Consider the following 24,662-nt stretch of genomic DNA (forward strand, 5'->3'; position numbering starts at 1 on the left):
AAGATTCTGCATTCACGCGAACCAGACCGAACGCTTCTGCGTTCACGACGGGATCCCGTAGCAAACGCAGCATCCTTCGAGTCCCAACGCACGAACGCAGAATCCTGCGTCCCACGCGAGCCACAGCCCGAGACCCGAAACCGACCCCCGCCCAACCGCCCGGTCGAGGCCCTTTCGGAGCGCAGGACGAGGACAAGCCGCGCCGACGCAGCCGCAGGACGACGCCGAACCGCGCAGCCCCACCCGCAGGACGATCACCCCCACGCACCACCGCCCGCCACCCCTCAGGGGCGGCGGGCGGTGGTGAGGTGCGGAGTCAGGCGTGCGCGGCGGCCTTGAGCGCCTCGGCGCGGCTGGTGTCCTCCCACGGCAGGCCGGGGCGGCCGAAGTGGCCGTAGGCGGCGGTCTGCGCGTAGATGGGGCGGAGCAGGTCGAGGTCGCGGACGATGGCGCCGGGACGCAGGTCGAAGACCTCGAGGACGGCCTCGCGGATGGTGTCGACCGGGACGGTCTCGGTGCCGTAGGTGTCGACGTAGAAGCCGACCGGCTTGGCGACGCCGATCGCGTACGCGACCTGCACCTCGGCCTTGGTGGCGAGGCCGGCGGCGACGATGTTCTTCGCCACCCAGCGCATCGCGTACGCGGCGGAGCGGTCGACCTTGCTCGGGTCCTTGCCGGAGAACGCGCCACCGCCGTGGCGGGCGTAGCCGCCGTAGGTGTCGACGATGATCTTGCGGCCGGTGAGGCCGACGTCGCCCATGGGGCCGCCGATGACGAACCGGCCGGTCGGGTTGACGTGCAGCTTGTAGTCGCTGGAGTCGATGTCGTACTGGCCGAGGACGACGTCGATGACGTGCTCCTTGACGTCGCCGCGCAGCTGGCCGTCGAGGTCGATGCCCTCCTCGTGCTGCGTCGACACGACGATCGCCTCGACACGCTTCGGCTTGTCGTCGTCGCCGTACTCGATGGTCACCTGGGTCTTGCCGTCGGCGCGCAGGTAGGGCAGCGTGCCGTTCTTGCGCACCTCGGTGAGCCGCTCGGCGAGCCGGTGGGCGATGGTGATCGGGAGCGGCATCAGCTCGGGGGTCTCGTCGATCGCGAAGCCGAACATGAGGCCCTGGTCGCCGGCGCCCTGCAGGTCGAGCGGGTCGACGGAGCCGTCGGCGCGGTTCTCGAACGCGGTGTCGACGCCCTGGGCGATGTCGGGGCTCTGCGCGTCGAGGGTGATCTGCACGGCGCAGGACTCACCGTCGAAGCCCTTGACGGACGAGTCGTAGCCGATCTCGAGGACCCGGTCGCGGGCGATGCGGGCGATGTCGGCGTAGGCCTCGGTGGTGACCTCGCCGCCCACGAGGACGAGACCGGTCGTCACGTACGTCTCGCACGCGACACGGCTCTTGGGGTCCTCGGCGAGCAGCGCGTCGAGCACGCTGTCACTGATCTGGTCGGCGATCTTGTCGGGGTGGCCCTCGGTCACCGACTCGGACGTGAAGAAGCGGCTCACTCGATCTCTCCTGTTGACTGGATGCGCTGGCGCCCGACGGCGTCGGACGGTGTGCGGGGTGGCTCCCCGGAGTGTAACGACGCTCAGCGCGAAGGGTTCTGCCGTCCCGAGCGTCGGACGATCTCGTCCCACAGGGTGTGGGCGAGCCTCGACTTGGAGCCCGGCGGGACGGGCACCTCGCTGCCGTCGGCGGCCAGGATGACGGCCTCGGTGTCCTCGCGTCCGAAGACCTTGCCGTCGCTGACGTCGTTGACGACGAGCAGCTCGCAGCCCTTGCGCTCGAGCTTGGCGCGGCCGTGCCCGGCGACGCTGGCGTTCTCGTCGCCGGTCTCGGCGGCGAAGCCGACGATGAACGGGCGTCGGGACTCGGCACGGTCGCGGACGAGGCCGGCGAGGATGTCGGCGTTCTCGACGAGCTCGACGACCGGGGTGCGCCCGTCGTCGCGCTTCTTGATCTTGCTGCCGGAGACGTCCGCGGGCCGGAAGTCGGCGGGGGCCGCCGCCATGACGACGACGTCGGCGCGGGCCGCGGCCTCGACCACGGCCGCGTGCAGCTCGGCGGTCGTGACGACCTCGACCACGTCGACACCGGCCGGCGCGGGCAGCCCGACGTTGGCGGCGACCAGGGTGACCGTCGCGCCGCGCGCGACGGCGGCCTGGGCGATGGCGATGCCCTGCAGCCCGGACGACCGGTTGCCGAGATAGCGCACCGGGTCGAGGAACTCGCGGGTGCCACCGGCGGAGACCACGACGTGCTGCCCGACGAGGTCCGGCTCGTGCGCGTCGAGCACGTCCTGGCAGACCGCGAACAGCTGGTCAGGCTCCGGGAGCCGACCCTTGCCGGTGTCGGTGCCCGTGAGCCGTCCGGCGGCGGGCTCGACCACGAGCACGCCGCGCGAGCGCAGCGTCTCCACGTTGGCCTGGGTGGCCGCATGCTCCCACATCTCGGTGTGCATGGCCGGAGCGAGCACCACCGGGCATCGCGCCGTCAGCAGGGTGTTGGTGAGCAGGTCGTCGGCGAGACCGTGCGCGGCCTTCGCGAGCAGGTCGGCGGTCGCCGGTGCGACGACCACGAGGTCGGCCCCCTGACCGAGCCGGACGTGGGGCACCTCGTGCACGTCGGACCACACGTCGGTGGCGACGGGCTGGCCGCTCAGCGCCTCCCACGTGGGCGCGCCCACGAACTGCAGCGCGGACCGGGTCGGCACGACGCGGACGTCGTGCCCCGACTCGGTGAACAGGCGCAGCAGGGACGCCACCTTGTAGGCGGCGATGCCCCCGCCCACGCCCAGCACGACACGGGGACGTCGGACGTCACCCTGCACGGGATCGCTCATGCGGCGCAGGTCAGACCTGGGACGACGCGGCAGCCCCGTTGCTTTGGTAGCCCTCGCTGCCGTCGGTCTCCTCGACCGTCAGCAGGTCCGCGTTGATCTCGCGCAGGGCGATGGAGAGCGGCTTCTCCTGGACCTCGGTCTCGAGCAGCGGTCCGACGTACTCCAGCAGGCCCTCGCCGAGCTGGGAGTAGTACGCGTTGATCTGGCGCGCACGCTTGGCGCTGTAGAGCACCAGCTTGTACTTGGAGTCGGCCTTGTCGAGCAGGTCGTCGATGGGCGGGTTCGTGATGCCCTCGGCCACGGAACGCGTGCTGGTCACTGTGCCTCGCAGAGAATGGATGGCGGAAAGTTCGGGTCAGGCCCGCGCGGGCCCGTCGAACAAGTCTATCAACTCCCGGCACGCGGCCCGGACGTCGGTGTTGACGATGGTGAGATCGAACTCAGCCTCGGCCGCGAGCTCCTCGCGGGCGGTGCGCAGTCGGCGCTCCCGCTCCTCGGGGCCCTCGGTGCCACGCCCGACGAGCCGTCGCTCGAGCTCCTCGAACGACGGCGGCGCGAGGAAGCACATGAGGGCGTCCGGCATGGCGTGCCGCACCTGCCGCGCACCCTGCAGGTCGAGCTCGAGGAGGGCGGGCTCCCCCGCGTCCAGGCGCGCCTCGACCGGGCCGCGCGGCGTGCCGTAGCGGTGCCGCCCGTGCACGACGGCCCACTCGAGCAGCCCGTCGGTCTCGACCAGCCGGTCGAACTCGGTCTCGCTGACGAAGTGGTAGTGCACGCCCTCCCGCTCGCCGGGTCGCGGGGGGCGGGTCGTCGCGGACACCGAGATCCAGATGTCCGGTCGCTCCCGGCGCACGCACGCGGCGACCGTCCCCTTGCCGACCGCGGTCGGACCGGCGAGGACGACGAGCCGGGAGCGGCCTGCTGACTCGGACGTGGCCGGGTCAGCGCTCACGGCTGCCGAACTCGCGCAGCAGCGCCTGCACCTGGTTGACGCCCAGGCCGCGCAGCCGGCGGCTGTCGGCGATGCCGATGCGCTCCATGATCTCCTTCGCGCGGACCTTGCCCACGCCCGGCATCGACTGCAGCAGGTCGCTCACCTTGAGCTTGGCGATGACGTCGTCCACCCGCGCCTCGTTGATCACGTCGGCCAGGCTGGCGCCGGAGTGCTTGAGGCGGTTCTTCACCTCGGCACGCACCTGCCGGGCCTGCGCGGCCTTGGCGAGGGCGGCCTGCCGCTGCTCGGGGGTCAGCTGTGGGAGGGCCACGATGTCGTCCTCTCTCGTGCCGGGCGCGTCGTCGGGCCGGCGTGGGCGGGATGCGGGGCGGTCACTTGAGGGTGATCTCGCACTCGGTCTTCGCGTTCTTCACGACGGCCGTCCGCTGGGCCGAGGTGTCGTTGAACTTCTCGTAGGCGTCGTTGAGGGTGCTGAGCTGCGTCTCGTCCAGCTTGGCCACGACGGCCTTGTCCTTCATGTCCTCCAGCGGCAGGCCGACCTTCTTCTGCGCCGCGAGCACGCCGTCGGTGACGTCGGCCAGCGCGGCCCAGTCCTTGCGGACGGACGCGGGCGCCTCCTTCGCGACGGTCCGGAAGGCCTTCGCGTAGGACGTGTAGCCGGCGTCGGTCCGGGTCTTGCCGAAGGAGTTGAGCGCGTCCGCGTTCTTCTCGATGGCCGAGCAGTACGGGCTCTGGCCGCTGCACCCGGTGAGCAGCAGGGTCGTCAGCGCGGCCGCGGCAGCCGTGGCGACGTGCTTCGCACGGGGTCGCGTCATGCGGGTCTCCTCGAGGGGGTCGGGATGCTCTGACCAGGGCCGACGGACGTCGGCCACGAGGGGAGCCTACAACTGCAGGGAGTCGTTCACGGCGACGGCGGCGCCGCGCAGGGCGGCCACGTCGGGTCCGGCCTGCAGCACCTGTCGCGACGTGGACGGCAGCACGTGCCGGGTGACGCCGGCGAAGATGCGGCGCAGGTCGTCGACGGTCCCGCCCTGGCTGCCGAACCCGGGCACGAGCAGCGGCCCGTTCACGTCGAGGTCCTCGTCGGTGGACCCGATGGTCGCCCCCACGACGGCGCCGTAGGAGCCCATCGGCGTCGCGCCCGCGTTCGCCTCGCGCAGCGCCGCGAGGACGTCACCGGCGACGGTTCCAGTCTGCCGCCCACGGCCCGGCACCCCCGCCGCGCGGCCGTGCTGCACGAGGGCGTGCTGCACCTCGGGCCCCTCCGGGTTGGAGGTGAGCGCGAGGACGAAGACCCCGGCGTCGTTCTTCTCGGCCTCCTCCAGGAACGGCGCGAGCGAGCCGAACCCGAGGAACGGGCTGACGGTCACCGCGTCGGCCGCCATCGGGCTGTCCTCGTCGAGGTAGGCCTCGGCGTAGGCCGCCGCGGTCGAGCCGATGTCGCCGCGCTTGACGTCGAGCACGGTGAGCGTGCCCGTGTGGCGCAGGTCCTGCAGCGTGCGCTCGAGGATCGCGACGCCGCGTGACCCGAAGCGCTCGAAGAAGGCCGACTGCGGCTTCACGAACGCGACCTGGCCGGCGAACGCCTCCACGCACGCGGCGGCGAACCGGTCGAGCCCCTCGAGCGTGTCGCCCACGCCCCACGCCTCCAGCAGCGACGCGTGCGGGTCGATGCCGACGCAGACCGGGCCGTACGCGTCCATCGCGGCACGGGCCCGCGAGCCGAAGCTCACGACGCGGTCACCTGCGCCGCCCAGTCCTGCAACGAGCGGACGCCGACCCGCTGCTCCAGCAGGGCCTCGATGCCCTGCACGGCGGCCGCCAGGCCCTGGACCGTCGTGATGCACGGGATGCCCTCGGCCACCGCGGCCGTGCGGATCTCGTACCCGTCCATGCGGGCGTTCGTACCGGCCGAGATGCCGTGCGGCGTGTTGATGATGAGGTCGACGTCCTGCTCGCGGATCTTGTCGACGATCGTCGACGGCTCCTGGCCGGGAAGCGGCGTCTCGTGCAGCTTGCGGATCACCGTGGCCTGCACGCCGTTGCGCGCGAGCACGACGGCGGTGCCGCTCGTCGCGAGGATCTCGAAGCCGAGGTCCGCGAGCCGCTTGATCGGGAAGATCATGTGCCGCTTGTCGCGGTTGGCGACCGAGACGAACACCTTGCCCGACGTCGGCAGGCCGTTCTGGGCGCCGGCCTGGCTCTTCGCGAACGCGGTGCCGAACGTCGTGTCGAAGCCCATGACCTCGCCCGTCGAGCGCATCTCCGGCCCGAGCAGCGTGTCGACGTAGGTGCCCTCGTAGGTGCGGAACCGGTTGAAGGGCATCACGGCCTCCTTGACCGCGATCGGTGCGTCGTCGGGCAGCCGCCCCCCGTCGCGGCCGGTCGGGAGCAGGCCCTCGGCGCGCAGGTCGGCGATCGACTCCCCCAGCATGATCCGGGCGGCGGCCTTGGCGAGCGGGGTCGCGGTCGCCTTGGAGACGAACGGCACCGTGCGGCTCGCCCGCGGGTTGGCCTCGATGACGTAGAGGATGTCCGAGGAGAGCGCGAACTGGATGTTCACGAGCCCGCGCACGCCGACGCCGCGCGCGATGGCCTCCGTCGCCTCGCGGATGCGGTCGACCTCCAGCCCGCCGAGGGTGATCGGCGGGAGGGCGCAGGCGGAGTCGCCCGAGTGGACGCCGGCCTCCTCGATGTGCTCCATGACGCCGCCGAGGAACAGCTCCTCGCCGTCGAACAGCGCGTCGACGTCGATCTCGATGGCGTCGTCGAGGAATCGGTCGACCAGCACCGGACGCTCCGGGGTGATCTCCGTGGCCCGGGAGATGTACTCCTCGAGCGTCTGCTCGTCGTAGACGATCTCCATGCCGCGGCCGCCGAGCACGTACGACGGGCGCACCAGCACCGGGTAGCCGATCTCGTCGGCGATCTGCCGGGCGTGCTCGAACGTCGTCGCCATGCCGCTCCTGGGCGCGACGAGTCCGGCGGCGTCGAGCACCTGGCCGAACGCGCCCCGCTCCTCCGCGAGGTCGATGGCCGACGGCTGCGTGCCGACGATGGGCACGCCCGCCGCCTCGAGGCCCGCAGCGAGGCCGAGCGGGGTCTGGCCCCCCAGCTGCACGATGACGCCCGCCACCGGGCCGGCCTGCTGCTCGGCGTGCACGACCTCCAGCACGTCCTCGAGCGTCAGCGGCTCGAAGTACAGCCGGTCGGCGGTGTCGTAGTCGGTCGAGACCGTCTCGGGGTTGCAGTTGACCATGACGGTCTCGTACCCGACGCCGCTGAGCGCCTGGACGGCGTGCACGCACGAGTAGTCGAACTCGATGCCCTGGCCGATCCGGTTGGGGCCGCTGCCGAGCACCAGCACCGCCGGCGTCTCCCGCGGCTCGACCTCCGTCTCCTCGTCGTAGGAGGAGTAGTGGTACGGCGTCCGAGCCGCGAACTCCGCCGCGCACGTGTCGACCGTCTTGTACACGGGGCGCACGCCGAGCGCGTGCCGCACCCCGCGCACGACGTCGGCCGACATGCCGCGGATCCGGCCGAGCTGCGCGTCGGAGAAGCCGTGCCGCTTCGCGCGGCGCAGCAGCGCCGGCGACAGCTCGGGCGCCTCGATCAGCTCCGTGGCCACCTCGTTGATCAGGGCGAGCTGGTCGACGAACCACGGGTCGATGCTCGTGGCATCGAAGATCTCGTCGGGCGTCGCGCCGGCGCGGATCGCGTCCATGACCTTCTTCAGACGGCCGTCGTGCGGACGCCTGATCTCCTCGAGCAGGCTCGCCTTGTCGAGCTCGACCCACTCCTTGCTCCAGTCGAACTCCGCTCCCGGGCGCTCCAGCGAGCGCAGCGCCTTCTGCAGCGCCTCGGTGAAGCTGCGGCCGATGGCCATCGCCTCGCCGACGGACTTCATGTGCGTCGTCAGGGTCGAGTCGGCGGCCGGGAACTTCTCGAACGCGAACCGCGGCACCTTGACCACGACGTAGTCGAGCGTCGGCTCGAACGACGCGGGCGTCTCGCGCGTGATGTCGTTCGGGATCTCGTCGAGCGTGTACCCGATGGCCACCTTGGCGGCGATCTTCGCGATCGGGAAGCCGGTGGCCTTGGAGGCGAGCGCCGACGAGCGCGACACGCGCGGGTTCATCTCGATGACGACGATGCGGCCGTTCTCGGGGTTGACCGCGAACTGGATGTTGCAGCCGCCGGTGTCGACACCGACCTCGCGGATGACGCCGAGGGAGATGTCGCGCAGCCGCTGGTACTCGACGTCGGTGAGCGTCAGGGCCGGGGCGACGGTGATCGAGTCGCCCGTGTGGACGCCGACCGGGTCGAAGTTCTCGATGGAGCAGACGATCACCACGTTGTCGGCGGTGTCGCGCATGACCTCCAGCTCATACTCCTTCCAGCCGAGGATCGACTCCTCCAGGAGCACCTCGGTGGTGGGGCTCAGCGCGAGGCCGGACCCGGCGATGCGGTGCAGGTCCTCCTCGTCGTAGGCCAGGCCGGAGCCGGACCCGCCCATCGTGAACGACGGACGCACGACGACGGGGTAGCCGCCGAGCTGGTCGACGCCGGCGAGGCACTCGTCCATCGTGTGGCAGATGACCGAGCGGGCCACCTCGGCGCCCCACTCCTTCGGCAGGCCTTCGACGATCCGCTTGAAGATCTCGCGGTTCTCGCCCTTCTCGATCGCCTCGACCGACGCGCCGATCAGCTCGACGCCGTACTTCTCGAGCGTCCCGGCCTTGTCGAGCGCGATGGCCGCGTTGAGCGCGGTCTGGCCGCCGAGCGTCGCGAGCAGGGCGTCGGGACGCTCCTTCGCGATCACCTTCTCGACGAACTCGGGCGTGATCGGCTCGACGTACGTGGCGTCGGCGAACTCGGGGTCGGTCATGATCGTCGCGGGGTTGGAGTTCACGAGGATCACGCGGATGCCCTCCTCGCGGAGGACGCGGCACGCCTGGGTGCCGGAGTAGTCGAACTCGCAGGCCTGCCCGATGACGATCGGGCCGGAGCCGATGACGAGGATCGAGGAGATGTCGGTGCGCTTGGGCATCAGTCGGTCACCTTCGCGTGGTCGGGGGCGTGGTCGGTCATCAGCTGGACGAACCGGTCGAACAGGTAGGCCGCGTCGTGCGGGCCGGCGGCCGCCTCCGGGTGGTACTGGACGCTGAACGCGGGGCCGTCGACGAGCGCGACCCCCTCCACGACCTGGTCGTTGAGACCGACGTGGGTCACGTGCGCGTCGCCGTAGGGCGTCTCGAACGTGCCGTCGAGCGGCGCGTCGACCGCGAAGCCGTGGTTCTGGCTCGTGATCTCGACCTTGCCGGTGGTGCGGTCCTGCACGGGCTGGTTGATGCCCCGGTGGCCGTACTTGAGCTTGTAGGTGCCGCGGCCGAGGGCCCGGCCCAGCATCTGGTTGCCCAGGCAGATCCCGAAGTACGGGATGCGTCGCTCGAGCACCTCGCGCAGCACGCCGACGACGTGGTCGGCGGTGGCGGGGTCGCCCGGACCGTTGGACATGAAGACACCGTCCGGCCCCTTTCCGTCGGCACCGACCGCCAGCACGTCGTCGATGGTCGAGGAGGCGGGCAGCACGTGCACCTCGATCCCGCGCTCGGCCAGCCGGCGCGGGGTCATGCCCTTGATGCCGAGGTCGACGGCGGCCACGGTGAACCGCTTCTCCCCCACGGCGGGCACCACGTAGGGCTCGGGCGTGGTGACGTCGTCGAGGAAGCTGGAGCCCTCCATCGGGGGTGCCTCGTTGACCAGCGCGACGAGCGCGTCGAGCGAGCCCTCGACGTGCTGCGGCTCGCTGCTGATGGCCGCGCGCATCGAGCCGCGCTCGCGCAGGTGGCGGGTGAGGGCGCGGGTGTCGACGGCGCTGATGCCGACGACGCCCTGCTCGGTGAGCAGGTCGTCGAGCGACCGGTTGGAGCGCCAGCTGCTCCGCACGCGGGAGGGGTCGCGCACGACGTAGCCGTCGACCCACACGCGGCGGGACTCGAAGTCCTCGTCGTTCACCCCGGTGTTGCCGATGTGCGGCGCCGTCATGACGACGATCTGGCCACGGTAGGAGGGGTCGGTGAGCGTCTCCTGGTACCCGGTCATGCCGGTGGCGAAGACGATCTCGGCGATGGTCGTGCCCTGGGCGCCGAAGGACTCGCCGCGGAAGGTGCGACCGTCCTCGAGCACCAGCACGGCGGGGGTGCCGGGCGCCGGGCGGCGGGAGGAGCCGGCTTCGTGGGTCTGGGTCATGCGTGGACTCCTTCGGTGAGCTCGCCGGACAGGACGGTGGGGACGCCGCGCAGGAAGGTGGCGACGACCCGGCCGGGCAGCTCGTGCCCGGCGTAGGGGGTGTTGCGCGACAGCGACGCGGTGTCACCGGGGGTGACGGTGCGCGTGGCCTCCGGGTCGTAGAGCACGACGTTCGCCGGCTCGCCGACGGCGAGGGGACGTCCGTGGTCGGGCACGCGCCCGATCCTCGCCGGACGTGCCGACATCACCTCGGCGACCTGCTCCCAGGTGAGCGCGCCGGTGTCGACCATCGTCTGCTGCACGATCGACAGCGCCGTCTCGAGGCCGATCATCCCGAAGGCGGCCGCGGACCACTCGCACTCCTTGTCCTCCATCGGGTGCGGGGCGTGGTCGGTGGCGACGATGTCGATCGTGCCGTCGGCCAGGCCCTCACGGACCGCGGCGACGTCGTCGGCGGTGCGCAGCGGCGGGTTGACCTTGTAGATCGGGTCGTAGCTGCGCACGAGGTCGTCGGTGAGGAGCAGGTGGTGCGGCGTGACCTCGGCGGTGACGTCGATGCCGCGGCTCTTGGCCCAGCGGACGATCTCGACCGAGCCGCGGGTGGAGAGGTGGCACACGTGCAGGCGCGAGCCGACGTGCTCGGCCAGCAGCACGTCGCGGGCGATGATCGCCTCCTCCGCGACCGCCGGCCAGCCGACGAGCCCGAGCTCGCCGGACAGCGCGCCCTCGTTCATCTGGGCGCCCTCGGTGAGCCGCGGCTCCTGCGCGTGCTGCGCGACGACGCCGTCGAAGGCCTTGACGTACTCGAGGGCCCGGCGCATCAGCACCGCGTCGGACACGCAGATGCCGTCGTCGGAGAAGACGCGGACGCCGGCGGCGGAGTCGGCCATGGCGCCGAGCTCGGCCAGCCGCTCACCCTTCAGACCGACGGTGACGGCACCGACCGGCTGGACGTCGCAGAACCCGCCCTCGCGGCCGAGCCGCCACACCTGCTCGACGACGCCTGCGGTGTCGGCCACCGGCGAGGTGTTCGCCATCGCGTGCACGCAGGTGAACCCGCCGCGCGCCGCGGACTGCGTGCCGGTGAGCACCGTCTCGGCGTCCTCCCGGCCCGGTTCGCGCAGGTGGGTGTGCAGGTCCACCAGACCGGGCAGCGCCACCAGGCCGGACGCGTCGATGGTCTCCAGCGGCACGCCCTCGCGGGCGTGCGCGAGGTCGGCACTGAACGCGGCGATCACGCCGTCGCGCAGCACGAGGTCGGTGGGCTGCCCGCCCAGCAGCCTCGCGCCGAGGATGAGGTAGTCGGTCATGCGTGTCCTTCGTTCTGGAGCTCGGTGGCCGGCGCGGGCGCCCCGCCGAGGAGGAGGTAGAGCACGGCCATGCGGACGGCGACGCCGTTCGTGACCTGCTCGACGATCACGGAGCGGCCGGAGTCGGCCACGTCGGCGCTGATCTCCATGCCGCGGTTCATCGGCCCGGGGTGCATGACGATCGCGTGGTCCGGCAGCCGGTTCATGCGGGCGACGTCGAGGCCGTAGCGGCGGCTGTACTCGCGGGCGCTCGGGAAGTACGCGGCGTTCATCCGCTCCCCCTGCACGCGCAGCATCATGAGGGCGTCGGTGCCCTCGATCGCCTCGTCGAGCGAGTACGACGTGCTCACCGGCCAGGAGTCGACGCCCACGGGCAGCAGCGTCGGCGGTGCGACGAGCGTGACGTGCGCGCCGAGCGTGTGCAGCAGGAGCGCGTTGGAGCGCGCGACCCGGCTGTGCAGCACGTCGCCGACGATCGTCACGCGCTTGCCTGCCAGGTCGGTCCCCGTCCCCGCGCCGGCACCATCCGCCGCCCGCGGCCCGGCACCCCCGCCGACCAGATGGCGGCGCATCGTGAACGCGTCGAGCAGGGCCTGGGTCGGGTGCTCGTGGGTGCCGTCGCCGGCGTTGACGACGGCACCCTTGGTCCACGCCTCGTGCGCGAGCCGGTGCGGGGCGCCCGAGGCGCCGTGGCGCACGACGACGGCGTCCGCACCCATGGCCTGCAGCGTGAGGGCCGTGTCCTTGAGGCCCTCGCCCTTCGAGGCGCTCGACCCCTTGGCGGAGAAGTTGATGACGTCGGCGGACAGCCGCTTGGCGGCCGCCTCGAAGCTGATGCGGGTGCGCGTGGAGTCCTCGAAGAACAGGTTCACGACCGTGCGGCCACGCAGCGTCGGGAGCTTCTTGATGGGCCGCTGGGCCACGCCGAGCAGCTCCTCGGCGGTGTCGAGGATGCGGACGGCCTCGTCGCGGCTCAGGTCGCCGGCGCTCAGCAGGTGCTTCACGCGACCCCTCCTCGGATCGACACGGAGTCGGCCTGGTCGTCGACCTCGGCGAGCCGGACCCGGACCTTCTCCGCGAGCGACGTCGGCAGGTTCTTGCCCACGAAGTCGGCACGGATCGGCAGCTCCCGGTGGCCCCGGTCGACGAGGACCGCCAGCTGCACGGCCTTCGGCCGGCCCAGGTCGGCGAGCGCGTCGAGCGCCGCACGGATCGTGCGACCGCTCATCAGCACGTCGTCGACGAGCACGACAGTGCGTCCGTCGACGTCCTCGGGGATCTCGGTGTGCTCCAGCGACCGGACCGGCCCGCTGTGCAGGTCGTCGCGGTACATCGTGATGTCGAGCGCCCCGGCGGTGATCGTCCGACCCTCGACCTCGCTCATGCGCGCCGCGATGCGGCGCGCGAGCGGGACACCCCGCGTGGGGATGCCGAGGATGACGAGGCCGTCGGCGTCGCGGTTGCGCTCGAGGATCTCGTGGGTGATGCGGGTCAGCGCCCGCGAGATGTCAGTCTCGTCGAGGACCGTGCGACCGGCCTCGTCTGCAGCGGATGCGCCGGGTGCCGGGTCACGCGTGTCAGGACCGGGAGTGCCGTCGGGCACGACCATGTCTGACCTCCTTCTCCGCCTCACGGGACGGTGGTTAAAGGACGTCGGATGGAACGGGTCGAGCGTAGCAGCGGCGGGCCTCGGTCCGATCAGGGGTCGGGGGTGGTGGACAGGGCGCGGGTGCGGGCCTTCAGCTCCAGGACGAGACGCTCAGCGGCATCCGAGGTCACGCCGATCGCGCCGGTCGACCATCGCCAACGTTCGTCGGTCCACGATGTACTCCCACCGTCATCCTCGTGGTCCCAAGGGTCGTCCCGAGGCGAACGGAAGAGGTGGAAGCTGCCCTGGGCGTGCCAGTCCAGCCGTACGCGACCTGGACCGGACTCGTCGACGAACGCCATGACGTCGCCGTGAACCGGGACCGTGAGGTCGTCGAGCGGGATCGACTCGACGACCTCTCGCTCTGCGGCGCGGTGACGTGCGAAGACCTCTGCAAGGGGCTCGGGGAGGTCGTCACCCTCCCCGAAGGTGACGAGTCCCGTCTCGAACGGACCGTCCCAGGCGAAGAGCTCGGGCGGGTGCGGATCCACGACCGACACCTCTTCCCAACGGAACAGGATCCCTGATTCCTCGTGCTCCGAGGACAGCGTCCGGCCGTCGACGACGTCGACCAGGAAGCGCATCTCACGCCGGCTCCCAGGGAGGAGGAGCCGAACCTCCCAGACATCGTCGCCGAGGTAGCTCGTCTGTTGAGGCGGCGCAGCGAGCTCGGTCGCGTCGTCGTACCGAAGGTCGCCGCCGATCACCCAGTCGACCGGCCGAGGCCTGCTGAGCGCCTCCCCGACGGGACCATGCATGCGGCCCATCCCTCGAGCAACGCGCTGTGGCGGCCGATCGGAGTCGGTCTCGGGATCGAAAACATAGCCATGACGGTCGCCCTGGATGCTCCACGGGCGACCGGAGTCGTCGTCGACGCGCCACCGATGGCCGTGCTTGCGGACGTGGAAACGCGTGAGCTCCTCGGACTCCTCGTCGAGTCGGACGGCGAGCACGCCCTCCGTCGGCTCCTCGGACGCCTCCCCCGCCACCATGCGGACGAGGATCTCCAACCACTGCGCGTCGGTCATGGAGGAAGCGTCGCACGCCCGAGGTCCGACGAGATCGTGAACGAGTTCAGGACCTTCGGACGGCATCGAACCCACTGAAATCCGAAGGGAAACAGGACTTCGTCGTCTATGTTTTCGAACGTCTCTTCGGTATCATGGAGGCATGTCCAGCACCGCGCTCGTCGTCCGGCTCGAGGCCGTCGCTGCCGAACTGCGGACCTACCCGACGACCACCGATGCTCTGCGGCTGCTGCAGGGACTGTCGAACGCGATCGACGCGGAGAAGGTCGCGCTGGTCGCGGAGATGGACGAGCATCGGGACTTCGAGGCCGAGGGCTGCTCGAGCCTGAAGAACTGGCTGCGTGACCAGCTGCACCTCGACGGCAAGCAGGCTTCTCAGCTGGTCCGCTCGGCGCGGACCCTGCGGGACATGCCCGACCTGGAGTCACTCGCCAGTGAGGGGGCCGTCTCCCTGGACCACGTCGACGCGTTCACGTACGCCGCGAAGCACATCGACCCCATGGTCGTCGAGCAGTGCATGAACCCACTGCTCGACCTGGCCACCCACGCAGCGCCCACGACCGTGCGTCAAGCCGTCAAGAAGCTGCGCGCCACCGCCCACCCCGACGACCTCGACGAGGCCTGGATCAAAGGGATGGACCGCCACGACATCACCCTCACCCCCGTCGGCGACGGCGTCCACCTCACCGGGTTCCTGCCCGCCGACACCGGCACCAAGTTCCACACCGTCCTGCAGTCGCTCTCCGCACCCACCTGCGCCGAGGACGACCGACCTGCCGCCGAACGACGCGTCACCGCCCTCGACGCCCTGCTCTCATCCGTGCTCGCATCCGGTCTGCCGCAGGACAAGGGCGTGCGCCCGCACGTCACGCTGACCGCCGACCTGACCGACCTCGCCCAGGACGCGGACACCGCGACCGCCGAGCTCGCCGGGTTCGGGTCGATCGGCCCCGCCCAGCTCCAGCAGATGCTCTGCGACAGCGACCTCACGCCCATCCTGACCGCCGGCAGACACGCTGTCCTCGACGTCGGCCGCACCCACCGACTCGCCACACCCCACCAACGCAAAGCCGTCGTCAACCGACAAGGCGGCACCTGCGCCGGACCCGGCTGCCACGGACCCGTCGTCCACGTCCACCACATCGAGTACTGGTCCGAAGGTGGCGCCACCGACCTCGCCAACCTCATCGGGTTGTGTCCCCGCTGCCATGCGGCCGTGCACCGGGGGTTCTTCACCATCGACCCCCACACCCACCAGACCCACCGCAGCCTGCGCACCCGACGCACCAGCTCCCGCCGCACCCGCGCCGGCTGAGGCCCTGGAGAACGTCGGACTCCCGCCCCACACTGTCCCCATGACGGTCACCACCCGACCCGCCACCTCCTTCGACGACGTCCGCACGATGGTCGGACCCAAGCGGCCCGACGCGAACGTCTGCTGGTGCCTGAGCTACCGGCTCACGTCGTCGAAGGAGAACCGCGAGCTCGTCGGCCCCGCCCGCGGCGAACGCGTCCGCACCCTGATGTCCGAGGGGCCGCCCGGAGTGCTCGCCTACGACGGCGATGACGTGGTCGGGTGGGCCGCCGTCCACCCCCGGCGCGACACCTCCTTCGCCCGCAGCCGGACGATCCCGCACGTCGACGACCTCGACGTCTGGTCGATCTGGTGCATCCGCGTCCGCCCCGGCCACCGCGGCCAAGGCATCTCCCACGCCCTGCTCGCCGGGGCCGTCGCCCTCGCCCGCGACGCAGGAGCCCCCGCCGTCGAGGGCTACCCCGTCGACAACCAGGGCCAGAAGGTCGACCAGACCATGGCCTACGTCGGCACCAAGGCGCTCTTCGCCTCCGCCGGCTTCACCCAGGTCGCCACCACGACCTCGAGGCTGGCAGGCCACCCGCGCGTGCTCATGCGCCTCGACCTACAGTGACCGTTACTCGGTCACGAGTCCTTCGGACACCAGCCAGTCCCGTGCCACGATGGCCGGGTCCTGGCCCTCGACGTCGACCTTGGCGTTCAGCTCGAGCATGACGTCGTTGGTGAGCTTCGGAAGCACCTGGGCGAAGATCTCCGCCACCTCCGGGTGCTCCTTCAGGAACGCGGTCCGGGCGACGAAGCTGAGGTTGTAGAGCGGGAAGAACTCCTTGTCGTCCTCCAGCACGCGCAGCTTCAGGCCCGGGATGCGGCCGTCGGTCGTGAAGACCTCGCCGAAGGTGCAGGTGCCCCGCGCGGTGGCGGCGTAGATGACCCCGGTGTCGAGGGTCGTCACCTTGCCGAGGTCGGACTCCGTCAGCCCGTACGTCTTCAGCATCGGGACGAAGCCGTCGTCGCGCTTGGCGAACTCGCTCTCGACGCAGAACGTGCGCTGGTCCTTCGGCAGGTCCTTCAGCTGCGAGAGCTTGGTGATGCCGAGCTCCTCGCCCTTCTTCTCGGCGATCGCGAACGCGTACGTGTTGTTCATGGGGGCGTACGGCAGCCAGGTCAACCCGTTCTTCAGGTCGGCGTCGTACACCGCCTTGTACTGCTGCTCCTCGCCCTTCACCGGCTTCTGGTTGCCCAGGTAGTTGATCCAGCCGGTCCCGGTGTACTCGGGCGAGACGTCGACGCGACCGTCGAGCAGCGCCTGGCGGACGCCGAAGCTCCCGGGCGTGTTGCTGAGGTTCGTGACGTCCGCACCGGCGACGCTGAGCACCGTCGACATCATGTTGCCGAGCACGAGCTGCTCGGTGAAGTCCTTCGCCGCCACGGTCACCGGGACGCCCTCGAGGGACTTCACCGGCTTGATGGTGCCGGGCTCGGCGCCGAGCACCGCCCCGGAGGCCGATTGCAGGCCGCAGCCCGCGAGGGCAAGGGCGGCCAGGCCGACGACGGACGCGGCGAGCTTCCTGCGCAGATGACCTCGCACGTCAGCTCACTCCCTTCGGGGCGGCGGCGATCTCCACGAGACGCGCCACCCAGTCGATCAACAAGGCCAGGGCAGCGACGAGGATCGCGCCGACGACCAGCACGACGTCCTGCTGCAGCTTGATGCCGGTGGTGATGAGCTCGCCGAGCCCACCGCCGCCGGTGAACGACGCCAGCGCCGCCGTGCCGACGATCAGCACGAGCGCGGTGCGCACACCGGCGACGATCACGCGCAGCGCCAACGGCAGCTCGACCCGCACGAGGGTGCCACCGGCGGAGACGCCCATGCCGCGCGACGCCTCGACCAGGCGCTGGTCGACGCCGTCGAGCCCCGTGACCGTGTTGGCGACGATCGGCAGGATCCCGTAGACGGCGAGGGCGACGACGGCTCCGGTGGTGCCGATGCCGAAGATCACCGCACCGAGCGCGATGAGGCCGATGGCGGGCGCCGCCTGCCCGAAGCCGGCCACGGTGATGATCGGCTTGGAGAACCGTCGCATCGGACCCCGGGTCAGCGCGATGCCGAGCGGGATCGCGACGAGGCAGGTCAGGAGCGTCGCGACGACGCTGATCAACAGGTGCTGGCCGGTCAGGTCGACCAGGTTGCCGACCGTCAGCGAGCGGCGCTCGACGTCGGTGACGTCCGCGGTGTTCACGTACACCAGGCAGCCGACGACCGCGGCGACGACCACGAGCGGCTGGCCGATCCAGCGGCCGATGCCCGGGCGGTCGACGACGACGGTCGGGGTCGCTGCCTCACCGGTGGTGGACGGGGCGGCGGTGGCGGCGCTCACGGCTGCACCGGGTCGGCGTCCGCGGCGCTGCTGCTGAGCTGCTGCATCGCCTGCATGATCGTCTCGACGCGGATGACGCCCTGGTAGACGTTGCGACGACCGGTCACCACGACGACGCCGTGCGAGGAGGTGAGCATCTCGTCGAGTGCGTCGTTGAGCGTCGAGGCGGAGCTGACCGTCTCGAGCTCCAGGTCGCGCGACACGCGGTCCAGCGCTCCGCCCCGCTCGAGGTCGCGGACGGAGACCCATCGCTGCGGACGGTCCTGAGCGTCGAGGACGATCACCCAGTCGCGGCCCTTCGCGCGCGCGTCCTGCGCCGCCTCGGCCGGGTCGCCGCCGACGTGCGCGACGGCCGCCTCGTGCAGCTCGACGTCGCGCACGCGGGTGAGCGTGAGCTGCTTCAGGGCGGCGCCGTGGCCGACGAAGCCCTCGACGAACTCGTTCGCGGGGGCGGTGAGGATGGCCTCCGGCGTGTCGTACTGCACGATCCGTGAGCCGACGTCGAGGATCGCGATCCGATCGCCGAGCTTCACCGCCTCGTCGAAGTCGTGCGTGACGAACACGATCGTCTTGCGCAGTTCCTCCTGCAGGCGCAGCAGCTCGTCCTGCAGCCGCTGGCGCGTGATGGGGTCGACGGCGCCGAACGGCTCGTCCATGAGCAGCACGGGCGGGTCGGCGGCCAGGGCCCGGGCCACGCCCACGCGCTGCTGCTGCCCGCCGGACAGCTCCTTGGGGTAGCGGTCGCGGTACTGCTCGGGATCGAGGTTGACGAGGTCGAGCAGCTCGTCGACGCGGGCGGCGACGCGGTCCTTCTTCCAGCCGAGCAGCCGCGGCACGATGGCGATGTTCTCGGCGACCGTGTAGTGCGGGAACAGCCCGGCGCCCTGGATGACGTAGCCGATGCGGCGGCGCAGGTCGTCGGCGTCCTGGTCGGTGACGTCCTCGTCGCCGATGTAGATGCGACCGCTGGTCGGCTCGATCAGCCGGTTGATCATCTTCATCGTGGTGGTCTTGCCGCAGCCCGACGGGCCGACGAGCATGACGATCTCGCCGGCCGGGATCTCCAGCGTGACGTCGTCGACCGCGGCGGTCGGCTGGCCGGAGTACTTCTTGGTGACGTTCTCGAGCAGGATGCGCTGCCCGTGCGACTGGTGCCCGGAGGCGGAGGTGGAGGTGGTGGTCTCAGACACGGATGCCCCTGGAGGTCGTGGCTCGGGTGAGCAGGTTGAGGACGAGGTCGAGCACGACGGCGAGGAGGATGATCCCGACCGTGCCGGCCACGATGGAGTTCGTCGCGTTGGCGCCGCCGGTGCGCGAGATGCCCGAGAAGATGTAGCCGCCCAGGCCGGGTCCCAGCACGTAGGCCGCGATGGCGGCGATGCCCATGAGCATCTGGCCCGACACGCGGACGCCCGTCATGATCACCGGCCACGCGAGCGGCAGCTCGAGCCGGAGGAGGGTGGCCACGCGACCCATGCCCATGCCGCGCGCGGACTCCACGAGCGCCTGGTCGACGCCCGTCAGGCCCACGATCACGTTGCGCAGGATCGGCAGGAAGCCGAAGAAGACCAGCGCGATGACGGAGGGCAGCACCCCGATGCCGACCACGCCGACCAGCAGGCCGAGCAGCGCGTACGACGGGAGCGTGAGCCCGACGGAGGAGAGCGCCTGCGCCGCGGCGGTGCCCCAGCGCGACCGGTAGGCCAGTACGCCCACCACGATGGCGAGCAGGGTGGCCGCGGCCAGCGTCTGCACCACGAGGCTCAGGTGCTGGTAGGCCAGGAACGACAGCACCGACCACCGTTCCTGGACGAAGTCGAGGAAGCCCACACGTCACCTCTCGTCAGGACGGCGACGCAGGCGAACGCCGTCGTCCGCCGTCGCGGGTGACTCGACGGTAGCGAACCTGGCGGAAGGTGCAACTGCGCGTGACGGCGCGCCTGGGCGGCGCGCAGGGCGTCAGGCGGGGGTGGCGACCTCGAGGATGCGGCTGAGGAGGCCGCCGACGAACTTGGGGCTATCGTCGGTGGAGAGCTCCGCCGCGAGCTCGACGGCCTCGCTCACGGCAACCGGTCCGGGCACGTCGTCGACGTAGACGATCTCGAACACGGCCACACGGACGAGGTTGCGGTCGACCCCGGGCATGCGCTCGAGGGTCCAGCCGCGGGAGTGCTCCGCGATGAGGCCGTCGATGCGCTCCTGGTGCTCGACGACGCCCTCGACCAGCCGGACCGTGTAGGGGTTGACCGGCGGGTCGTTGGTCTCGCGCCGCACCGCGAGGGTCCCGCCCAGGGGCAGCCCCTGCAGCTCGGACTCGAAGAGGATGTCGAGGGCGCGCTTGCGGTACTTGGTGCGCGCGCCCATCAGGCCTTCACGCGGCCGAGGTAGTTGCCGTCGCGGGTGTCGACCTTGACCTTCTCGCCGGTGGTGACGAACAGCGGCACCTGGATCTCCCGGCCGGTCTCCAGACGCGCGGGCTTCGTGCCGCCGCTGGAGCGGTCGCCCTGCAGGCCCGGGTCGGTGTGCTCGATGACCAGCTCGACCGACAGCGGGAGCTCGACGTACAGCACGCGGCCCTCGTTGGTGGCCACCGTGGCCTCCTGGTTCTCCAGGAGGAAGTCGGGCGCGCTGCCCATCGCCTCGGGGGCGATCTCGATCTGGTCGTACGTCTGGACGTCCATGAACACGTAGTTCGTGCCGTCGTTGTACAGGTACTGCATGTCGCGCTTGTCGACGGTGGCGGTCTCGACCTTGGTCCCGGCGTTGAAGGTCTTGTCGACGACCTTGCCCGACTCGACGTTTTTCATCTTGGTGCGCACGAAGGCGGGGCCCTTGCCCGGCTTGACGTGCTGGAACTCGACGACGGTCCAGAGCTGGCCGTCGATGTTCAGCACCATGCCGTTCTTCAGGTCGTTCGTGGTGGCCATCAGGCGATCTCCAGGAGCTCGGTGGTCAGGTCGGTCAGCACCTCGGGGGTGCCCGTGGCGGCCGGCGTGACGAGGACGGTGTCTTCGATGCGCACTCCCCCGCGGCCCGGGACGTAGATGCCCGGTTCCATGGTGAGGACGGTGCGACGCTCCAGTGTACCGACGTGCGCCGCGGCGATGAACGGGTCCTCGTGGATCTGCAGGCCCACGCCGTGGCCCAGGCCGGTGGTGAAGTGCTCGAGCCAGCCGGCGTCGTCGAGCACGCCCCGCGCGACGGCGTCGGCCTCGGCCACCGGACGACCCTCGCGGAGCGCGTCGACGCCGGCGGCCTGCGACGCGCGCACGACGGCGTGGACCTCCCGCTGCCAGGCGTCGGAGGTGCCGAGCACGACGGTGCGCGTGCAGTCGGCGTGGTAGCCGGCGACGCGAGCCCCGAAGTCGGTCTTGAGGAGGTCGCCGGGCTGCAGCACCCGGTCGGTCGGGTGGTGGTGCGGGACGGCGGTGTTCGGGCCGGAGGCGAGGATCGTCTCGAAGGCGACGGCCTCGGCTCCGAGCTCGAGCATGCGCCACTCGAGGTCGCGCGCGACGTCGCGCTCCGTCCGGCCCACCAGCGGGCCCGCCCAGAGCGCCTCGAGCGCCGCAGCCGAGATCCGGCAGGCCTCGCGCAGCGCCGCCACCTCGACGTCGTCCTTCGTCTCGCGCGCCCGCTCGACCACCCGCCCGGCGGCGACGAGGTCGACCCCGGGCGCGGCGTCACGCAGCGTCGCGTGGGCGTCGACGCTCAGCGTGTGCGTCTCGACGGCCCACTCGCCGCCGACCTCGGAGAGCTGCGCGCCGGCGACGCCGACGAGGTCGCGCGTGATGGTGTGCTCGAGAGCGGGCACCTCCGCCGCAGCCTGGTCGCGGTAGCGGCCGTCGGTGAGGAACACGCCGCTGCCGTCGGCCCGCAGCACGAGCGCGGCGTTCGAGCCCGTGAAGCCGGTCAGGTACCGCACGTTGACCAGCGTCGTGACGACCATGCCGGCCCGTCCCGCCTCGGCGAGCGCCGCACCGACCCGCTCGCGACGTCGGCGCAGGGTCGTCGCGTCCGGCGCCAGGATCGCGCTCATCGCCCGGCGCCCGGCGACGGCGAGGGCGCGGCGAGCGCGGCGAAGGAGTCGCGCAGCGTCTCCTCGTCGGGCCCGGCGAGGATCGTCGTGCGCCCGAGGTCCTCGAGCACGACGAACCGGAGCTGGTCACCGCGGGTCTTCTTGTCCAGGCGCATCGCGGCGAGCAGCGGCGAGAAGGCACCCGCCCACGTGGTCGGCAGCGACAGCGACGACAGCACGTCGCGGTGGCGCTGCACGAGGTCGGCGTCGATGAGCCCGTGCCGGTGCGCCAGCTCCGCGACGTAGACCATGCCGATGCTGATCGCCTCGCCGTGGCGCACCGTGTACCGCTCCTCGCGCTCGATCGCGTGCCCGAGGGTGTGCCCGTAGTTCAGGGCCTCACGCCCGATCGTGTCGTCGTCCCCACCGGCACCCCCGCCGCCGCTCTTCGCCGCCCACGGCCCGGCACCCCCGCCGGTCTCGCGCAGGTCGCCGGCGACGGTCTGCGCCTTCACCCTGATGCCCTTGGCGACGAGCTCGGCCAGGATCGCCGACGTCGGGTCGAGCACGGCGCCGGTCCCGACGCTCTCGATGAGCTCCAGGATCGACGGGTCGGCGATGAACCCGCACTTGACCACCTCGGCCAGCCCGCTGCGCAGCTCGGCGGACGGGAGGTCGACCAGCAGGTCGAGGTCGCACAGGACGCCGACGGGCTCGTGGAACGCGCCCACGAGGTTCTTGCCCGACGCGGTGTTGATGCCCGTCTTGCCGCCGACCGCCGCGTCGACCATGCCCAGCACGGTGGTGGAGACGTTGACGAACCGGACGCCACGCAGCCAGCTCGCGGCCACGAAACCGGCCAGGTCGGTCGTGGCCCCGCCGCCGAAGCCGACGACGACGTCGGAGCGGGTGAAGCCGGAGCGCCCGAGCACGTCCCAGCAGTACTGCAGGACCTCCGCGTTCTTCGCGGCCTCGCCGTCGGGCACCTCGACGAGGTGCACGTCGAGCGCCTGCGTCGCCTGCTGCCGCAGCAGCGTCGAGCGGAGACGAGCGGCGCGCTCGCGCAGCACCGTCGGGTGCACGATCGCGACCCGGCGCACGTCGTCCCCGACGAGCGACGCGAGCTGGTCGCTCACGCCGGAGCCGACGAGGACGTCGTACGGGGCGGACGTCTCGACCCGGATGCGGACGGTCATGGGGTGGCGTTCTCCTGGATCAGCTGGTGGATGCGGGCGGCGACGTCCTCGGCGGTGAGGTCGTCGGTGACGACGGTGTGCGTGGCGAGGTCCTCGTAGACCGGGCGGCGCGCGTCCAGCAGCGCCTTCATGGTCGCGCGGACGTTGCCGAGGAGCAGCGGCCGGTTCGTGCCGAGGCCGACGCGCTGCGCCGCTGCGGACAGGCTGACGTCGAGGAAGACGACGCGGTGGTCCCGCAGCAGCTCCTGGGTGCGGGCGTGCAGGACGGCACCACCACCCAGCGCCAGCACGCCGTCGTGCTCCTGCAGCGCGGCTGCGACCGCGGCGGCCTCGAGCTCACGGAAGTGCGCCTCGCCGTGCTCGACGAACAGGTCCTGCACGCTGGCGCCCGTCGAGCGCTCCACGTCGACGTCGGTGTCGCGCACCGACGTGCCGAGCCGGTCGGCGAGGTGGTGCGCCACCGTCGTCTTGCCGGCCCCGGGTGCGCCGACGAGCACGACGACCGGCGTCACCGGTACCTCAGGTGCTCGCGGTACGCCTCGACGTTGCGCCGGACCTCCTCGACGGAGTCGCCGCCGAACTTCTCGGTGATCGCGTCGGCGACGACCAGCGCCACCATCGCCTCGGCGACGATGCCCGCCGCGGGCACGGCGCACACGTCCGAGCGCTGGTGGTGGGCGCGCGTCTCCTCGCCGGTGCTGACGTCGACGGTGCGCAGGGCACGCGGCACGGTGGCGATGGGCTTCATCGCGGCGCGCACGCGCAGCAGCTCACCCGTCGTCATGCCGCCCTCGGTCCCGCCGGAGCGGCCGGACGTCCGCCGCACCGTGAGGCGGCCGTCGGCCGAGCCGTCGGGCTCCTCGGCGGGCACGATCTCGTCATGCGCCGCGGACCCGCGCGTGCGGGCGAGCTCGAAGCCGTCGCCGACCTCGACGCCCTTGATGGCCTGGATGCCCATGAGCGCCGCCGCGAGACGTGCGTCGAGGCGCCGGTCCCAGTGGGTGTACGAGCCGAGTCCGGGCGGCAGCCCCTCGACGACGACCTCGACGACGCCGCCGAGCGTGTCGCCGTCCTTGTGGGCGGCGTCGACCTCGGCCACCATCGCCGCGCTGGTCGCGGCGTCGAAGCAGCGCACCGGGTCGGCGTCCAGCGCCTCCACGTCGGAGTACTGGGGCACGAGACCGGCCGGGGCGGTGACCGTGCCGAGCTCCACGACGTGCGACAGGACCGTCGCGCCCGTCGTCTGCTCGACGAACTTGGCCGCCACCTCGCCCAGCGCGACGCGTGCGGCGGTCTCGCGGGCGCTGGCCCGCTCGAGGACGGGACGCGCCTCGTCGAAGCCGTACTTCTGCATGCCCGCGAGGTCGGCGTGGCCGGGGCGCGGGCGCGTGAGCGGGGCCCCGCGCTTGAGGCCGTCGAGCACCTCGGGATCGACGGGGTCGGCCGCCATGACCTGCTCCCACTTCGGCCATTCGCTGTTGCCGATCCGCAGGGCGACCGGGCTGCCCATCGTCACGCCGTGACGGAGTCCGCCGATGACCTCAAGCTCGTCGGCCTCGAAGCTCATGCGGGCGCCGCGGCCGTAGCCGAGACGACGACGCGCCAGCGCGTCCTGGACGTCCTTGCTGGTCACGTGCACGCCGGCGGGAAGTCCCTCGAGGATCGCGACGAGCGCAGGTCCGTGGGACTCACCGGCAGTCAGCCATCGAAGCATGGGGGTC

Annotated in this window: 25 protein-coding genes; 2 read left to right on the forward strand and 23 right to left on the reverse strand. The window is 71.5% G+C overall.

The features are described 5' to 3' along the window. Positions 1 to 316: 316 nt before the first annotated feature. The 13 genes from metK to AC3WRM_RS02395 form a co-directional block, all read right to left on the reverse strand. Positions 317 to 1,504, reverse strand: coding sequence for a methionine adenosyltransferase (gene metK / locus AC3WRM_RS02335; RefSeq protein ID WP_492247319.1), 1,188 nt, complete (start codon positions 1,502 to 1,504; stop codon positions 317 to 319). Positions 1,505 to 1,587: 83 nt separating this feature from the next. Continuing rightward, a complete protein-coding gene (coaBC, locus tag AC3WRM_RS02340; protein WP_492247318.1) occupies positions 1,588 to 2,841 on the reverse strand; it encodes a bifunctional phosphopantothenoylcysteine decarboxylase/phosphopantothenate--cysteine ligase CoaBC in 1,254 nt (417 codons plus the stop codon). A gap of 10 nt (positions 2,842 to 2,851) precedes the next feature. After that, complete coding sequence (rpoZ, locus tag AC3WRM_RS02345) at positions 2,852 to 3,160, reverse strand: DNA-directed RNA polymerase subunit omega (protein ID WP_083516376.1); 309 nt, start codon at positions 3,158 to 3,160, stop codon at positions 2,852 to 2,854. A gap of 36 nt (positions 3,161 to 3,196) precedes the next feature. Next, positions 3,197 to 3,793: a guanylate kinase gene (gmk, locus tag AC3WRM_RS02350; protein WP_492247317.1), complete on the reverse strand. Its 597-nt coding sequence runs from the start codon at positions 3,791 to 3,793 to the stop codon at positions 3,197 to 3,199. Beyond that, entirely contained in the window at positions 3,783 to 4,106 is a 324-nt protein-coding gene (gene mihF / locus AC3WRM_RS02355) for an integration host factor, actinobacterial type (protein ID WP_492247316.1), read from the reverse strand. The genes gmk and mihF overlap by 11 nt, the downstream gene beginning before the upstream one ends. Before the next feature lie 61 nt (positions 4,107 to 4,167). Then, a complete protein-coding gene (locus AC3WRM_RS02360; protein ID WP_492247315.1) occupies positions 4,168 to 4,611 on the reverse strand; it encodes a hypothetical protein in 444 nt (147 codons plus the stop codon). 66 nt (positions 4,612 to 4,677) lie between these two features. Further along, positions 4,678 to 5,529: an orotidine-5'-phosphate decarboxylase gene (gene pyrF, locus AC3WRM_RS02365; RefSeq protein WP_492247314.1), complete on the reverse strand. Its 852-nt coding sequence runs from the start codon at positions 5,527 to 5,529 to the stop codon at positions 4,678 to 4,680. After that, positions 5,526 to 8,846, reverse strand: coding sequence for a carbamoyl-phosphate synthase large subunit (gene carB / locus AC3WRM_RS02370; protein ID WP_492247313.1), 3,321 nt, complete (start codon positions 8,844 to 8,846; stop codon positions 5,526 to 5,528). The genes pyrF and carB overlap by 4 nt, the downstream gene beginning before the upstream one ends. Further along, entirely contained in the window at positions 8,846 to 10,048 is a 1,203-nt protein-coding gene (carA, locus tag AC3WRM_RS02375; protein ID WP_492247312.1) for a glutamine-hydrolyzing carbamoyl-phosphate synthase small subunit, read from the reverse strand. The genes carB and carA overlap by 1 nt, the downstream gene beginning before the upstream one ends. Then, on the reverse strand, positions 10,045 to 11,358 hold the full coding sequence (locus AC3WRM_RS02380; protein ID WP_492247311.1) for a dihydroorotase: 1,314 nt from the start codon (positions 11,356 to 11,358) through the stop codon (positions 10,045 to 10,047). The genes carA and AC3WRM_RS02380 overlap by 4 nt, the downstream gene beginning before the upstream one ends. After that, positions 11,355 to 12,362 carry an aspartate carbamoyltransferase catalytic subunit gene (locus AC3WRM_RS02385; RefSeq protein ID WP_492247310.1) on the reverse strand — a complete coding sequence of 336 codons (1,008 nt, stop codon included), beginning with the start codon at positions 12,360 to 12,362 and terminating at the stop codon, positions 11,355 to 11,357. The genes AC3WRM_RS02380 and AC3WRM_RS02385 overlap by 4 nt, the downstream gene beginning before the upstream one ends. Next, on the reverse strand, positions 12,359 to 12,967 hold the full coding sequence (pyrR, locus tag AC3WRM_RS02390; protein WP_492247309.1) for a bifunctional pyr operon transcriptional regulator/uracil phosphoribosyltransferase PyrR: 609 nt from the start codon (positions 12,965 to 12,967) through the stop codon (positions 12,359 to 12,361). The genes AC3WRM_RS02385 and pyrR overlap by 4 nt, the downstream gene beginning before the upstream one ends. Before the next feature lie 89 nt (positions 12,968 to 13,056). Further along, positions 13,057 to 14,034, reverse strand: a complete 978-nt coding sequence (locus AC3WRM_RS02395) for a hypothetical protein (RefSeq protein WP_492247308.1) — start codon at positions 14,032 to 14,034, stop codon at positions 13,057 to 13,059. A gap of 142 nt (positions 14,035 to 14,176) precedes the next feature. On the opposite strand from AC3WRM_RS02395, the gene AC3WRM_RS02400 reads away from it, so the two are divergent. Next, on the forward strand, positions 14,177 to 15,349 hold the full coding sequence (locus AC3WRM_RS02400; protein ID WP_492247307.1) for an HNH endonuclease: 1,173 nt from the start codon (positions 14,177 to 14,179) through the stop codon (positions 15,347 to 15,349). Positions 15,350 to 15,389: 40 nt separating this feature from the next. Next, positions 15,390 to 15,962, forward strand: a complete 573-nt coding sequence (locus AC3WRM_RS02405; protein WP_492247306.1) for a GNAT family N-acetyltransferase — start codon at positions 15,390 to 15,392, stop codon at positions 15,960 to 15,962. A 3-nt stretch (positions 15,963 to 15,965) separates the two neighbouring features. Here AC3WRM_RS02405 and AC3WRM_RS02410 read toward each other — a convergent pair whose 3' ends face one another. The 10 genes from AC3WRM_RS02410 to aroC form a co-directional block, all read right to left on the reverse strand. Next, complete coding sequence (locus AC3WRM_RS02410; protein ID WP_492247305.1) at positions 15,966 to 16,937, reverse strand: glycine betaine ABC transporter substrate-binding protein; 972 nt, start codon at positions 16,935 to 16,937, stop codon at positions 15,966 to 15,968. A 1-nt stretch (position 16,938) separates the two neighbouring features. After that, on the reverse strand, positions 16,939 to 17,730 hold the full coding sequence (locus AC3WRM_RS02415; RefSeq protein ID WP_492247304.1) for an ABC transporter permease: 792 nt from the start codon (positions 17,728 to 17,730) through the stop codon (positions 16,939 to 16,941). Beyond that, positions 17,727 to 18,920 carry a betaine/proline/choline family ABC transporter ATP-binding protein gene (locus tag AC3WRM_RS02420; protein ID WP_492247303.1) on the reverse strand — a complete coding sequence of 398 codons (1,194 nt, stop codon included), beginning with the start codon at positions 18,918 to 18,920 and terminating at the stop codon, positions 17,727 to 17,729. The genes AC3WRM_RS02415 and AC3WRM_RS02420 overlap by 4 nt, the downstream gene beginning before the upstream one ends. Beyond that, the gene (locus AC3WRM_RS02425; protein ID WP_492247302.1) at positions 18,913 to 19,560 is read right to left on the reverse strand and encodes an ABC transporter permease; all 648 of its coding nucleotides are present in this window, start codon (positions 19,558 to 19,560) and stop codon (positions 18,913 to 18,915) included. The genes AC3WRM_RS02420 and AC3WRM_RS02425 overlap by 8 nt, the downstream gene beginning before the upstream one ends. 129 nt (positions 19,561 to 19,689) lie before the next feature. Further along, a complete protein-coding gene (gene nusB, locus AC3WRM_RS02430; RefSeq protein WP_492247301.1) occupies positions 19,690 to 20,094 on the reverse strand; it encodes a transcription antitermination factor NusB in 405 nt (134 codons plus the stop codon). Continuing rightward, a complete protein-coding gene (gene efp / locus AC3WRM_RS02435) occupies positions 20,094 to 20,660 on the reverse strand; it encodes an elongation factor P (RefSeq protein ID WP_492247326.1) in 567 nt (188 codons plus the stop codon). Before efp ends, nusB begins: the two co-directional genes overlap by 1 nt. After that, entirely contained in the window at positions 20,657 to 21,766 is a 1,110-nt protein-coding gene (locus AC3WRM_RS02440) for a M24 family metallopeptidase (RefSeq protein ID WP_492247300.1), read from the reverse strand. The genes efp and AC3WRM_RS02440 overlap by 4 nt, the downstream gene beginning before the upstream one ends. After that, complete coding sequence (locus AC3WRM_RS02445; RefSeq protein WP_492247299.1) at positions 21,763 to 22,941, reverse strand: 3-dehydroquinate synthase family protein; 1,179 nt, start codon at positions 22,939 to 22,941, stop codon at positions 21,763 to 21,765. The genes AC3WRM_RS02440 and AC3WRM_RS02445 overlap by 4 nt, the downstream gene beginning before the upstream one ends. Continuing rightward, complete coding sequence (locus AC3WRM_RS02450) at positions 22,938 to 23,453, reverse strand: shikimate kinase (protein ID WP_492247298.1); 516 nt, start codon at positions 23,451 to 23,453, stop codon at positions 22,938 to 22,940. The genes AC3WRM_RS02445 and AC3WRM_RS02450 overlap by 4 nt, the downstream gene beginning before the upstream one ends. Continuing rightward, positions 23,450 to 24,655 carry a chorismate synthase gene (gene aroC / locus AC3WRM_RS02455; RefSeq protein WP_492247297.1) on the reverse strand — a complete coding sequence of 402 codons (1,206 nt, stop codon included), beginning with the start codon at positions 24,653 to 24,655 and terminating at the stop codon, positions 23,450 to 23,452. Before aroC ends, AC3WRM_RS02450 begins: the two co-directional genes overlap by 4 nt. Between the last annotated feature and the right edge of the window lie 7 nt (positions 24,656 to 24,662).

Source organism: Aeromicrobium sp. EU05-FHT14F07, assembly GCF_058790455.1.

Coding starts and splice junctions, on each gene's coding strand:
- coaBC (WP_492247318.1), bottom strand. CDS start 2,841: ATGAGCGATCCCGTGCAGGGTGACGTCCGACGTCCCCGTGTCGTGCTG.
- AC3WRM_RS02360 (WP_492247315.1), bottom strand. CDS start 4,611: ATGACGCGACCCCGTGCGAAGCACGTCGCCACGGCTGCCGCGGCCGCG.
- carB (WP_492247313.1), bottom strand. CDS start 8,846: ATGCCCAAGCGCACCGACATCTCCTCGATCCTCGTCATCGGCTCCGGC.
- carA (WP_492247312.1), bottom strand. CDS start 10,048: ATGACCCAGACCCACGAAGCCGGCTCCTCCCGCCGCCCGGCGCCCGGC.
- AC3WRM_RS02380 (WP_492247311.1), bottom strand. CDS start 11,358: ATGACCGACTACCTCATCCTCGGCGCGAGGCTGCTGGGCGGGCAGCCC.
- pyrR (WP_492247309.1), bottom strand. CDS start 12,967: ATGGTCGTGCCCGACGGCACTCCCGGTCCTGACACGCGTGACCCGGCA.
- AC3WRM_RS02395 (WP_492247308.1), bottom strand. CDS start 14,034: ATGACCGACGCGCAGTGGTTGGAGATCCTCGTCCGCATGGTGGCGGGG.
- AC3WRM_RS02400 (WP_492247307.1), top strand. CDS start 14,177: ATGTCCAGCACCGCGCTCGTCGTCCGGCTCGAGGCCGTCGCTGCCGAA.
- AC3WRM_RS02405 (WP_492247306.1), top strand. CDS start 15,390: ATGACGGTCACCACCCGACCCGCCACCTCCTTCGACGACGTCCGCACG.
- nusB (WP_492247301.1), bottom strand. CDS start 20,094: ATGGGCGCGCGCACCAAGTACCGCAAGCGCGCCCTCGACATCCTCTTC.
- AC3WRM_RS02440 (WP_492247300.1), bottom strand. CDS start 21,766: ATGAGCGCGATCCTGGCGCCGGACGCGACGACCCTGCGCCGACGTCGC.
- AC3WRM_RS02445 (WP_492247299.1), bottom strand. CDS start 22,941: ATGACCGTCCGCATCCGGGTCGAGACGTCCGCCCCGTACGACGTCCTC.
- aroC (WP_492247297.1), bottom strand. CDS start 24,655: ATGCTTCGATGGCTGACTGCCGGTGAGTCCCACGGACCTGCGCTCGTC.